The following is a 12,302-nucleotide window of genomic DNA, read 5'->3' as shown; positions in this document are numbered from 1 at the left end:
CCGCCCGCGTCTGCGATCCGTACTGCGCCACCCGGTGGAACCATCGCCCCGGTCCGCGACGTTTTCCCGGTACACGCGCGCGTGGCCGCATTCCCGCGGCCGTCGCGCGCGTGGCTGATCACCGGGCCCCTCCCCCACGTACTGATGGGCCGGTGGTCCCGAGAGAAAGGCGGCGTGCGTGGACCTGCTCGACATCCTGCTGTTGCTGGTCGTCCTGGCCTACGCGGCGTCCGGTTACCGGCGCGGGCTGCTGGCGGGCTGTGTCTCGCTGGCCGGTTTCGTGGGCGGTGCGGTCGTGGGCGTGTGGATCCTGCCGTGGGTGATGGACCTGGTGACGCCGGGGACGACCCGGGCGACGGTGACGGCCGTGTTCACGGTGCTGCTGCCGGCCGTGACGGGCCACGAACTGGCGGGGCGGCTGGCGCTCAGACTGCGGCGGGAACTGGACCGGGGCCCGCTGCGGGTGGCGGACGGGATCGGCGGGGCGGTGGCCAACTCGGTGGCCGTGCTGATCGTGGCGTGGGTGGCGGCGAGCGTGCTGGGCGCGTCCTCCTCCCCGCTGGTGACGTCGGCGATCCGGGACTCGCGGCTGCTGGGCGCGGTGCAGGACGCGATGCCGGACACCACACCGGGCTGGTTCTCCGGGGCCACGTCGGCGCTGACCGAGGCGGGTTTCCCGCAGGTCTTCAACCCGTTCGAGAACGAGTCGACCGCCGAGGTCGCCGCGCCCACCGGCGACAGCGTCACCGCCGCCGCCACCCGGGCCGCGCAGCGCGCCACGGTGAAGGTCGAGGGCGTGACGGGCACCCAGGGCCGCGAGGGCAGCGGCTTCGTGTACGCGACGGAGCACGTGATGACCAACGCCCATGTGGTGGCCGGCATCGACGAGCCGACCGTGCGCGTGGGCGGGGTGGGACGGACGTACGAGGCACGGGTGGTGCTCTTCGACCCGCGCAAGGACGTGGCCGTGCTGTACGTGCCGGAGCTGCGGGCGCCCGTCCTGGAGTTCGACGACGACGCCGACCGCGGCGACTCGGCGGTCGTCGCGGGCTACCCGCAGGACGGCGACCTCGACCTCCGGGCGGCGACGGTCGCGAGCCGGCTCCAGGCCCGGGGACAGAACATCTACAACGACGCGACGGTCACCCGCGAGATCTACTCGATCCGCTCGACCGTCCGCCCCGGCAACTCCGGCGGCCCGCTGCTGACGACCGAGGGCCGGGTGTACGGCGTGGTGTTCGCGCGTTCCACCTCGGACGCGGAGACCGGCTACGTGCTGACGGCGGACGAGGTGGCGGACGAAGCCGGACGCGCGGCGGACGCGACGGCGCCGGTGGACACCGGGGAGCCGGTGACCTCGTAGGCCCCGTCGGGGTCGGTCAGACCAGCGACCGCCCCATCATGACGTCGTCGACGTACTCGCCCCCGACGAAGAACTCCCCCGGCTGCACGCCCTCCACGACGAAGCCCTCGGACTCGTACAGCGCCCGGGCGGCGGTGTTGTGGCCGAGCACGCGCAGGGTGATCCGGCGTGCACCGCGCTCCCGCGCCTCCGCGACGGCGGCCCGCACCAGGGCCCGGCCCACGCCCAGACCGCGCGCCTCCTCGGCGACGGCGAGACCGTGGATCTGCCGTACGTGCGCGTTGCTGGCGAGTTCGGTGGCGAAGCCGAGACGGACGTACCCCACGATCCGGCCCCCGTACTCGGCGACACGATGGTCCCGGGGCCCGGACCGCTCGCTGAAGAACCAGTCGTACGTCGGCTGCGGGGTGACGGCGTGCAGGGTGGACCAGGTCTCGCGGTCGAGACGGGCCAGTTCCCCCTCGTCGTCGGGACGGGCGACACGTATGAACGGCTCGGACATGAGCGCCACTGTACGGGCGGCTCGCGTCGCCCCGGCCGTGATTTCCGTGCCGCGAGGGGCAGGATGGACTCCATGGAACGTTCCCGAATCGCGGTGGCCGGTGCGTCCGGGCTCATCGGCGGCGCGCTGGCGCGGTCCCTGACGGCGGACGGGCACGAGGTGGTCCGGCTGGTGCGGGGCGCTCCGCGGGCGGCGGGCGAGGTCCGCTGGGACCCGGAGCGCGGGTCGGTGGACGCGGCCGACCTCGCCGGGTGCGACGCGGTGGTCAATCTGGCGGGTGCCGGGGTCGGCAGCCGGCGCTGGACGGCGGCCTACAAGGCGCGGATCAGGGCCAGCCGGGTCGGGGGCACGACCGCGCTCGCCGAGGCCGTCGCCGGGCTGCCCGAGGACGTACGGCCCCGGGTGTTCCTCAACGGCAGCGCGATCGGCTACTACGGCGAGACCGGCGACCGGACGGTGGACGAGAGCGCGCCGCCCGGCGAGGGCTTCCTCCCGGAGCTGTGCGTCGAGTGGGAGGCGGCCGCGGCACCGGCGCGGGAGGCGGGCGTACGGACGGTGTTCGCGCGCACCGGCCTGGTGGTGGCGCGCGGGGGCGGGGCATGGGGCAGGCTCTTCCCCCTCTTCCGGGCCGGGCTGGGCGGACGGATGGGCGACGGGCGCCAGTACTGGTCGTTCGTCGCGCTGCACGACGAGGTGGCCGCGCTGCGCCATCTCCTCGACACCGACGGGCTGTCCGGACCGTTCAACCTGACCGCGCCCCACCCGGCGACCAACCGTGAGATCACCGAGGCGATGGCGCGTGTGCTGCACCGCCCGGCGGTGTTCGCGGTGCCGGCACCGGTGCTGCGGACGGTGCTCGGGGAGATGGCCGGGGACGTCCTCGGCAGCGCCCGGGTGCTGCCGGCCCGGCTGCTGGAGTCCGGCTTCCGGTTCGCGTTCCCCCGGATCGAGGGGGCGGTCCGGGCGGCGTCGTGAGGCGCGGGCGTGAACGCGCGCCCGTGTAAAGGCGGGAAGACGTACCCGCGTGACCACGAACCACCCAGAACCGGCCCGGAACCGATCCGGCCCTGAGCCCTCTGCGACCACATCGCACCCGTCCGGCGTGCGTATGCGACCGTCGTGCGCCTGTGCTCTGTCCATGCGCGACTGACCAGGTACTCGGCCACGGTCCTAACCTCGACCCGAACTCGGGTATCCCTGGGGCCGGTTGGGGGCATGACGTCTCCAGCGCCCGCGCAACCTCGAGGAGGGGCACGTGCTTGAGCCCACGTACCAGGCGGACGTCGTCGTCGTGGGAGCCGGGGTCGCCGGACTCTCCGCGGCGCGACGACTGACCAGCGCAGGAGTCACCACCATGGTCCTGGAGGCCGCCCATGAGGTGGGCGGCCGGATGGCGACCGAGAAGGTCGACGGCTTCCGGCTCGACCGGATCGGACGGCTGCTGTCCACGGCGTATCCCGAACTACGGCCGGCCTCGGGCCTCGACGGGCTGGTGCTGCGGCCCTTCGCGCCCGGCGTCCTGCTGCACAGCGACGGACGGCACCACCGTGCGGGCGTGCAGCCGGGCGTGAGGGGGGCGCGGAGCGCGAGGGGCGCACTCCATGCCGTGCGCGCCCTGGCGAGCGCCCCACGGCCGGGCGGCGGGCCCAGAAGGCCGGTGGCAGTGCCCGGACGGCAGGTGTCCGTGCCCCGCAGCCGCGCCGGCGCCCCGCTGGGCACGGCGGTCGACCAGGCCCGCCTGGGCGCCGCGTTCAGCAAGCTCGCGGGCACACCGGTGGAACGGCTGCTGGCCCGGCCCGAGACGACGGCGGCCGAGGCGCTGCCGGCCCGGGGCCTGCCCGCCCGCACCATCGACGGCTTCTTGCGCCCTCTCCTCGCCGCCCTGCTGTGCGACCCGGATCTCACCACGTCCAGCCGGTGCGCGGATCTGGCGCTGCGGGCGTTCGCGAGCGGGCGGCTGTGTGTGCCGGAGGGCGGTGCGGAGGCGCTGCCGCGGACGCTGGCGCGGACGTTGCCGCCGGGCACGGTGCGCACGGGGGTGCGGGTCACCTCCGTGTCGACGACCTCGGTGACCACCGCGGAGCACGGGGAGTTCCGGTGCGGCGCGGTGCTGATCGCGACCGGGGCGCGGGCCGCCGCCGAGCTGCTGCCCGGGCTGCGGGTGCCGGACTTCCACCCCGTGACGGTGGTGCACCACAGCGTCGACGAGGCCCCGGGGACCGGTGCCTCGCTGCTGCTCGACGCCGAGCGGGGCGGGCCGGTGGCGCACACGGCGGTCGTCAGCCGGGTCGACCCGTCCAGGGCCCCGGCCGGGCGCACACTGGTCAGCTCGACGGTCCTGGGTCCGCCGGTGCCGGGGGTGGACACTGCCGTACGCATGCATCTGGCCCGGCTGTACGGGATGTCGACGGCGCGCTGGGAGACGCTGGGTGTGTACCACACGGCGGAGGCGGTGCCGGTGATGCGGCCGCCGCACGATCTGCGGCGGACGGTGCGGTTGCTGGCGGGGCTGTACGTGTGTGGTGATCATCGGGATACCGGGACGGTGCAGGGGGCGTTGCACTCGGCGCACCGGGCGGCTGCGGCGATCCTGATGGATTTGGGGGCGGGGCGGTCGATGCATCGGGCGGATCCGGTGCCGAGCGCTCGCGCGGCGTGAGTTGGGGGTGCCCTGTGCTGGTGTCGGCCGGGGGGTGCGCTTTGCGGGGTGCCCCGCGTCCGGCGCGGCTTCACAGCCCGGTGCCTTGGGAGGTGCCCCGCGTGGGTGTGGGCCGGGGGCGTTCGCGCAGCCCGGCGCTTACGGGGTGCCGTCGCGCCCACCCGTGCCGCCCCAGCGGCGCGGCTACGCGCGGAGGGCGGGGGTGGTGGTTGCGCCCACTCGTGCCGCCCTGCGGCGCGATTGCCCGCGGAGGGCGGGGGTGCGGCGCGACTGCGTGCGGAGGGGCGGGGACGGCGGGGCGCAGGCGCGTACGGTCCGGGGCGCGTGCCACGGTGGGCGCACCGCAGCCGCCCGCGGCGGGAAGGGGACGGGGCGGGGGTGGCCGCCCGCAGCGGCTGGCGCGTCCGCACCCCGCACCCCCACCAAGGAACGCAGTCGCGCCAGTCCGAGGACGGACACCCCCGACCCGGCCCCGACCCACCCACCCACCGCAGGCGCTACACACGCCCCCACCGAACCGAAAGAGGCGCCGCAGGCATCCCCCCACCGGACCGAAAGCCGCGCCGCGGGCATGTCCCCCACGGGGCCGAACCCCGCGCCGCAACCATCCCGCCCACCGGAGCGGGTCAGCCGTAGGCCGCGACCCTGTCGCGGTACGTGCGTACGGGGGCCGCGTCCCGGTACGGTTCCAGCCTGCGTTCGAAGTCGCGGACGTACTCGACGGCCCGGACCGAGCGCATCTCCGCCGCCGCCCCGGCCGCCTCGGCGGCAAGCTGGCACGCCTGGTCCAGCTCCCCCAGCCCCAGCCGGGCGGTCGCCAGCACCATCCGGCAGAAGAGCCGACTGCGGGCGTACCCCGGCGCCCGCAACCGCAGCGACCGCTCCGCGTGCTGCGCGGCGGCCCGGAACTGCTGCAGATCCCGGTGGCAGTGCCCGAACTCGTCGGCGAGCTGCGCCTCGTCGAAGAAGCGCGCCCAGTACGGAACCTCGTCACCGGGCCGCGCCCCCTCCAGCGCCCGCTCCGCGCGCACCAGCGCCGCCGTACAGGCCCGCACCTCCCCCAGCACCCCGTGCCCCCGCGCCTCGGCCGCGTGCAGCAGCGCCTGCACGACCGGCGGCCCCGACCCGCCCGCCCCCTGCTGGGCGACCCGCGCGAGCTGCACGGCCTCCCGCCCGTGCCCGAGGTAGACGGCCTGCCGGCTCATGGTGACCAGGACGTACGCGCCGTACGGCCGGTCCCCCGCCGCCTGCGCCAGCCGCAGCGCCTGCACGAAGTACCGCTGCGCGAGCCCGTGCGCCGCGATGTCGTACGACGTCCACCCGGCCAGCCGCGTCAGATCCGCGGCGGCCGCGAACAGCCGGCGCCCGGTCTGCTCGCCGTACGTGCCGCGCAGCATCGGCTCGCACTCGTGTTCCAGGTACCGCACGAGAGCCTGGCGGGCGTGCCCGCCGCCGTACGCGTCGTCGAGCGTGCGGAACAGCTCGCCGACCGAACGCAGCGCCGCGATGTCACCGCCGGTGACCCGGTGCCCCGGACCGCGTTCGGCCGTGGCACGCCGGCGTGCGAGCAGTTCGGCCGGCCGGACCGGCGGCCGGACCGGCGGCCGCCCCTGCGTCGGCACCCGTACCGGCACCGGCGGCTCCGCCCGGGCCACCTTGTCGTCCGCCCGCCCGATCAGCCAGTCCCGGCTCGGCACGACCAGCCCCGCCGAGGTGAAGGCGATCTTCCGCAGCTCGGCGTGGCTGCCGGAGTCCTTGCGCCACAGCCCGCTGACGATGTCGACGGCCTCCTCGGGGGTGGCGGCGAACTCCAGCCCCGCGTAGACCGGCGCGCAGGCGTCCAGCCCCAGGTCCTGCGCGGTCAGCCGTCGGCCCAGGCGCCGGGTGAAGACCTCGGCGATCAGCGCCGGCGTCGTACCGCGGGGCTGCTGCCCGCGCAGCCAGCGGGTGACGGACGTCTTGTCGTATCTCAGGTCGAGCCCGTGTTCGAGACCGAGCTGGTCCACGCGTCGGGCGAGTCCCGCGTTGGAGAACCCCGCTTCTGCGATGAGCGCGGCGAGCTGTCGGTTGGGGGTGCGCTGCGCGGGTCGTTCCGTCATCTGCGGTGCGGTCTCCTGCCTTCCGGCTGAGCGAGGTGCCCGGATTGCCTGTGAGCAGCCCTTATGGCCACACGGACGGCGCGAATGTAGCGGAGAGTAAGCACCCGATCGCAGAATTCGACCGTCATTCATCCGATCGTGTGAGGATTGCCCGAAAGCTGACAGCCGTCCCTGACCGGTCAGGGACCGACCCCCGGCCGACCCCCGGCCGACCCCCGACCAGCCCCCGACCAGCCCCCGCTCGAACGGTCGTACAGTGGCGTGGGCGCGTTTCGTGCCTGACGACCTTCTAGGGAGGCGCTTTGCCGTGAGCGATTTGCGGTTCGTGCGGATGGGCTTCGGGGCCGAGGCCGTGGACTACCAGCTGGCCTGGGACGAGCAGCGCCGGGTGCACGCGGCACGGTTCGCCGACGAGGTGCCCGACACCGTGATCCTCCTGGAGCACCCCCCGGTCTACACGGCCGGCCGGCGCACCGCGGAGAGCGAGCGCCCCCTCGACGGCACCCCGGTCATCGACGTGGACCGCGGCGGCAAGATCACCTGGCACGGCCCCGGCCAGCTCGTGGGCTACCCGATCCAGAAGCTGCCCCGCCCGGTGGACGTGGTCGCGCACGTCCGCCGCCTGGAGGAGGCCCTGATCCGCACCTGTGCGGAGTTCGGCCTGGAGACCACCCGGGTCGAGGGCCGCAGCGGCGTCTGGGTCCTCGGCGACCCGGTGGAGCGGCGCCCCGCGCTCGGCGGCCTCTCCCTGGACTTCGACCCCCGGCTGCAGGACGACGAGTTCGACCCCCGCCTCAACGGCCCGGAGTACGCGCCCTCCAACGCCGGCCAGCGCCGCGAGGACCGCAAGATCGCCGCGATCGGCATCCGGGTGGCCAAGGGCGTCACGATGCACGGCTTCGCGCTGAACGTGAACCCCGACAACAAGTGGTTCGACAAGATCATCCCGTGCGGCATCCGCGACGCGGGCGTCGCCTCCCTGGCGAACGAGCTGGGCCGCGACATCACGATCGCCGAGGTGCTCCCCGTAGCGGAACGCCACCTCCGGGACGTCCTGGAGAACGCGGAACCCAAGCCCCGGGCCATCGAGAAGACACCGGCGTAGAAGCAGCCCGTCCAGGGCCGGAGCGGGTCCGGGGGCGGCAGCCCCCGGCAGCCCCGACACCCACACCGGGTTTCAAATCAACGGGCGTACCCTTGAGCACGCCGAAGAATCAATCGCTAGGGAGCCGGTCGTGTCCGCAGTCGCACCCGACGGACGCAAGATGCTGCGCCTGGAGGTCCGCAACAGCCAGACCCCCATCGAGCGCAAGCCCGAGTGGATCAAGACCCGGGCGAAAATGGGCCCCGAATACTCCAAGATGCAGAACCTCGTCAAAAGCGAGGGGCTGCACACGGTCTGCCAGGAAGCCGGCTGTCCGAACATCTACGAGTGCTGGGAGGACCGCGAGGCGACCTTCCTCATCGGCGGCGACCAGTGCACCCGGCGCTGCGACTTCTGCCAGATCGACACCGGCAAGCCCGAGGCGCTGGACCGTGACGAGCCGCGCCGCGTGGGCGAGTCGGTCGTCACCATGGACCTGAACTACGCCACCATCACCGGCGTCGCCCGCGACGACCTGGAGGACGGTGGCGCCTGGCTGTACGCGGAGACCGTGCGCCAGATCCACGCGCAGACGGCGGACCGCGCGGACGGCCGCACCAAGGTCGAGCTGCTCGCCCCCGACTTCAACGCGGTCCCCGAGCAGCTGGCGGAGGTCTTCTCCTCCCGCCCCGAGGTGTTCGCGCACAACGTCGAGACGGTCCCCCGGATCTTCAAGCGGATCCGCCCCGGCTTCCGCTACGACCGTTCCCTGAAGGTCATCACCGAGGCCCGCGACTACGGCCTGGTCACCAAGTCGAACCTGATCCTCGGCATGGGCGAGACCCGCGAGGAGGTCAGCGACGCGCTGAAGCAGCTCCACGACGCGGGCTGCGAGCTGGTCACCATCACGCAGTACCTGCGGCCCTCCGTGCGCCACCACCCCGTGGAGCGCTGGGTGAAGCCGCAGGAGTTCGTGGAGCTGAAGGAGGAGGCCGAGCAGATCGGCTTCTCCGGTGTGATGTCCGGCCCGCTGGTCCGCTCCTCGTACCGCGCCGGCCGCTTGTACCGGATGGCGGTCGAGAAGCGGGGCGCGTACGTGGCCTCGCAGGCCGTCTGACGTACGCCCCCGGAGCCACCCGGAACGGCACCACCGAGCGCGTGTGAATTCACGCACAAGGCCCTACCGGCCGGTAATGGCCGAGACCGCGCGGCCCCGACCGTCCTCGCAGATGAGGGCACAGGTCGGGGCCGCGTCGGCGTTCCGGCCCCTCCCACCGAGGCTTCATGCCTGTTTGACCGACCGGTCACGCCCTGGTAACACCAGTCAGTGAGCCTGGAATCACAGCACGTACACCCCTACCCGCCGGCACCGAGGGAGACCTCCACCATGCAGGCCGCGCCCGTCCGCGCCACCGCCATCCCGTCCTTCGCCACCGCCCTGCGCGCCGTCGAGTCGCTGCTGATGAGCGGCGGCCAGCGCACCGCCCGCCGCAACGCCTGGACCTCGGTGCTGGAGGACCGCCGCCGCGCCAGGGACCGGGTCGAGGCACAGCGCGTCCTCGACCAGAGCCTTGCCGCCCCTTCCCTGACGACCCGCCCCTGACCTACCGCCCCTCGCCGGGACACGTAGACTTCATGGCATGGCGAGGAAGGAAACCGCAGCGGACGCTGCGAACCCCGGGCGACTGAAGCAGATCGCCCTGACCTACAAGATGACCCGCAGGGCCGACAAGAAGATCGGTCTTGTACTCGCGGCTGTCGGAATCGTCACCTTCGGTGTCTTCCTCGCGATCGGTTTCTTGATCGGGCACCCCATCTATCTCGGCATCCTGGGCCTCCTGCTCGCCTTCCTCGCGACGGCGATCGTCTTCGGGCGCAGGGCCGAGCGGGCCGCCTTCGGGCAGATGGAGGGACAGCCGGGCGCCGCCGCGGCCGTGCTCGACAACATCGGCCGGGGCTGGACGACGACCCCCGCGGTGGCGATGAACCGCAACCAGGACGTGGTGCACCGCGCGGTCGGCAAGGCCGGCATCGTGCTGGTCGCCGAGGGCAACCCGAACCGGGTGAAGAGCCTGCTGGCCGCCGAGAAGAAGAAGATGAACCGCATCGTCGCGGACGTCCCGGTGCACGACCTGATCGTGGGCACCGGCGAGGGCCAGGTCGAGCTGAAGAAGGTCCGTACGACCATGCTCAAGCTGCCCCGCGTGCTCACCGGCCCGCAGGTCACCGCGACCAACGACCGGCTGCGCGCCCTGGGCGACCTGATGAGCAACATGCCGCTGCCGAAGGGCCCGATGCCCAAGGGCATGAGACTGCCGAAGGGCGGCGGCCCGAGGGGCCGCTGACCCCACCCGTTCCGCTACGACGACGGGGGCGCCGGAATCGGATTCCGGCGCCCCCGTCGTCGTGTCCGGGGACCGATCGCCGCGCGCCCCGGGACCGGTCCCCGTGTCCCGGGACCGGCTGTCAGATCCGCACCTCGACCGTGCGGGCCAGCCGGTCGTGCAGTCCGCGGCCGTCACGGTCCCAGACGAGGGCGGGGACGGCCAGGCACAGCAGCACCGAGCGCACCAGCCCGCGCAGCGGCTGGATCCGGCCGGTGTCGAGGGCGACCACCCGCAGCCCGAGCAGGCGCTTGCCGGGGGTGAAGCCGACCGTGCCGACGGTGAGGACGCTCAGCACGAGGAACACCAGCAGCGCCCAGTTGCTGGTCGCCTGCCCCTCGTAGCCCTCGGTGATCAGACCGTATGCGATCAGGACGCACAGGCCCCAGTCCACGGCGAGGGCGCCGAGCCTGCGTCCGGGTCCTGCGATCGAGCCCGGTCCGTTCTCCGGCAGCCCCAGCTGCTCGCCCCGGTAGCCGAACTCGGCACCGGCGTCCTCCAGGGCCGCGCGGGGCCCCGAGAGCCATGATCCGATTGCTTGCCTGTTGTCCACCCGTCCACGGTACTGCGCCCGGATATGACCACAGGACGGCGGGGTGCGCCGGGGCTACCGTGGGAGAGGACCCGGTTAACTTGTGCGAAACAAATGGGTCACGCCCGAGAAATGACCCGTCCCTAGGGTCGAGGGGAGCGTGTGCCACCCGCACTGGCCACACGAACGGTCTACCACCCCGGCGGGACGGTCGGGAGTAGGAGGAGCTGGATGTTCCAGAACGCCGACGACGCCAAGAAGTACCTCGCGGACGAGGACGTCAAGTTCATCGACGTCCGGTTCTGCGACCTCCCGGGTGTGATGCAGCACGTCACGATCCCTGCCGAGGCGTTCGACCCGGACGAGGAGCTGGCGTTCGACGGATCGTCGATCCGCGGTTTCCAGGCCATCCACGAGTCCGACATGTCGCTGCGCGCGGACCTGTCGACCGCCCGGGTCGACCCGTTCCGCCGTGACAAGACGCTGAACATCAACTTCTTCATCCACGACCCGATCACGGGCGAGGCCTACTCCCGCGACCCGCGCAACGTGGCCAAGAAGGCGGAGGCGTACCTGGCCTCCACCGGGATCGCGGACACCGCGTACTTCGGTCCCGAGGCCGAGTTCTACGTCTTCGACAGCGTGCGCTTCAAGACCTCCGAGAACGAGTCCTTCTACCACATCGACTCCGAGGCGGGCGCCTGGAACACCGGTGCGCTGGAGGACAACCGCGGTTACAAGGTCCGCTACAAGGGCGGCTACTTCCCGGTCCCGCCGGTCGACCACTTCGCCGACCTGCGCGCCGAGATGTCCCTGGAGCTGGCCAAGGCCGGCCTGAAGGTCGAGCGCCAGCACCACGAGGTGGGCACCGCCGGCCAGGCCGAGATCAACTACCGGTTCAACACGCTGCTCGCCGCCGCCGACGACCTGCAGCTCTTCAAGTACATCGTCAAGAACGTCGCGTGGCGCAACGGCAAGACCGCGACCTTCATGCCGAAGCCGATCTTCGGTGACAACGGCTCGGGCATGCACGTCCACCAGTCGCTGTGGACGGGCGGCGAGCCGCTCTTCTACGACGAGCAGGGCTACGCCGGCCTGTCGGACACGGCCCGCTACTACATCGGCGGCATCCTCAAGCACGCGCCGTCGCTGCTGGCCTTCACCAACCCGACGGTGAACTCGTACCACCGTCTGGTGCCGGGCTTCGAGGCGCCGGTGAACCTGGTGTACTCGCAGCGCAACCGCTCCGCCGCGATGCGCATCCCGATCACCGGCTCCAACCCGAAGGCCAAGCGCGTGGAGTTCCGCGCCCCGGACGCCTCCGGCAACCCGTACCTGGCCTTCTCGGCGCTGCTCCTGGCCGGCCTGGACGGCATCAAGAACAAGATCGAGCCGGCCGAGCCGATCGACAAGGACCTCTACGAGCTGGCTCCCGAGGAGCACGCGAACGTGGCGCAGGTCCCGACCTCCCTCGGCGCGGTCCTCGACCGCCTGGAGGCCGACCACGAGTTCCTCCTCCAGGGCGACGTGTTCACGCCGGACCTGATCGAGACGTGGATCGACTTCAAGCGCGCCAACGAGATCGCCCCGCTCCAGCTCCGCCCGCACCCGCACGAGTTCGAGCTCTACTTCGACGTCTGATCGGGCCACGGCGCCCCCGCCCCGGTTCCTCCGGGGCG

General features: G+C 72.8%; 11 protein-coding genes. 8 read left to right on the top strand and 3 right to left on the bottom strand.

The window, feature by feature from the left end; all coding sequences use genetic code 11:
* Positions 1-178: 178 nt before the first annotated feature.
* The gene (locus ACZ62B_RS35690) at positions 179-1,363 is read left to right on the top strand and encodes a MarP family serine protease (protein ID WP_344565398.1); all 1,185 of its coding nucleotides are present in this window, start codon (positions 179-181) and stop codon (positions 1,361-1,363) included.
* 16 nt (positions 1,364-1,379) lie between these two features.
* On the opposite strand, the gene ACZ62B_RS35685 is transcribed toward ACZ62B_RS35690, so the two are convergent.
* Positions 1,380-1,865, bottom strand: coding sequence for a GNAT family N-acetyltransferase (locus ACZ62B_RS35685; RefSeq protein WP_468727481.1), 486 nt, complete (start codon positions 1,863-1,865; stop codon positions 1,380-1,382).
* A 72-nt stretch (positions 1,866-1,937) separates the two neighbouring features.
* On the opposite strand from ACZ62B_RS35685, the gene ACZ62B_RS35680 reads away from it, so the two are divergent.
* The gene (locus ACZ62B_RS35680; protein ID WP_344565394.1) at positions 1,938-2,840 is read left to right on the top strand and encodes a TIGR01777 family oxidoreductase; all 903 of its coding nucleotides are present in this window, start codon (positions 1,938-1,940) and stop codon (positions 2,838-2,840) included.
* Positions 2,841-3,120: 280 nt separating this feature from the next.
* Positions 3,121-4,524: an NAD(P)/FAD-dependent oxidoreductase gene (locus ACZ62B_RS35675; protein ID WP_469693598.1), complete on the top strand. Its 1,404-nt coding sequence runs from the start codon at positions 3,121-3,123 to the stop codon at positions 4,522-4,524.
* A gap of 626 nt (positions 4,525-5,150) precedes the next feature.
* Here ACZ62B_RS35675 and ACZ62B_RS35670 read toward each other — a convergent pair.
* Positions 5,151-6,623, bottom strand: coding sequence for a regulator (locus ACZ62B_RS35670; RefSeq protein WP_469693596.1), 1,473 nt, complete (start codon positions 6,621-6,623; stop codon positions 5,151-5,153).
* A 307-nt stretch (positions 6,624-6,930) separates the two neighbouring features.
* Here ACZ62B_RS35670 and lipB point away from each other — a divergent pair, with 307 nt between their 5' ends.
* The 4 genes from lipB (at position 6,931) to ACZ62B_RS35650 (ending at position 10,052) form a co-directional block, all read left to right on the top strand.
* On the top strand, positions 6,931-7,728 hold the full coding sequence (gene lipB, locus ACZ62B_RS35665) for a lipoyl(octanoyl) transferase LipB (RefSeq protein WP_344565388.1): 798 nt from the start codon (positions 6,931-6,933) through the stop codon (positions 7,726-7,728).
* A gap of 130 nt (positions 7,729-7,858) precedes the next feature.
* On the top strand, positions 7,859-8,824 hold the full coding sequence (gene lipA, locus ACZ62B_RS35660; protein ID WP_468878827.1) for a lipoyl synthase: 966 nt from the start codon (positions 7,859-7,861) through the stop codon (positions 8,822-8,824).
* A 270-nt stretch (positions 8,825-9,094) separates the two neighbouring features.
* A complete protein-coding gene (locus ACZ62B_RS35655) occupies positions 9,095-9,310 on the top strand; it encodes an SCO2195 family GlnR-regulated protein (RefSeq protein ID WP_468723300.1) in 216 nt (71 codons plus the stop codon).
* Positions 9,311-9,347: 37 nt separating this feature from the next.
* A complete protein-coding gene (locus tag ACZ62B_RS35650; protein ID WP_073935628.1) occupies positions 9,348-10,052 on the top strand; it encodes a DUF4191 domain-containing protein in 705 nt (234 codons plus the stop codon).
* Between the two features lie 121 nt (positions 10,053-10,173).
* Here the strand turns inward: ACZ62B_RS35650 and ACZ62B_RS35645 are convergent, their stop codons facing one another.
* Positions 10,174-10,644 carry an RDD family protein gene (locus ACZ62B_RS35645; protein ID WP_344565381.1) on the bottom strand — a complete coding sequence of 157 codons (471 nt, stop codon included), beginning with the start codon at positions 10,642-10,644 and terminating at the stop codon, positions 10,174-10,176.
* Between the two features lie 210 nt (positions 10,645-10,854).
* On the opposite strand from ACZ62B_RS35645, the gene glnA reads away from it, so the two are divergent.
* On the top strand, positions 10,855-12,264 hold the full coding sequence (gene glnA, locus ACZ62B_RS35640; RefSeq protein ID WP_468723303.1) for a type I glutamate--ammonia ligase: 1,410 nt from the start codon (positions 10,855-10,857) through the stop codon (positions 12,262-12,264).
* The last annotated feature ends 38 nt before the right edge of the window (positions 12,265-12,302 follow it).

It is taken from the genome of Streptomyces sp. NPDC053426 (assembly GCF_055585405.1).
This window is presented reverse-complemented; position numbering and strand designations above follow the sequence as displayed.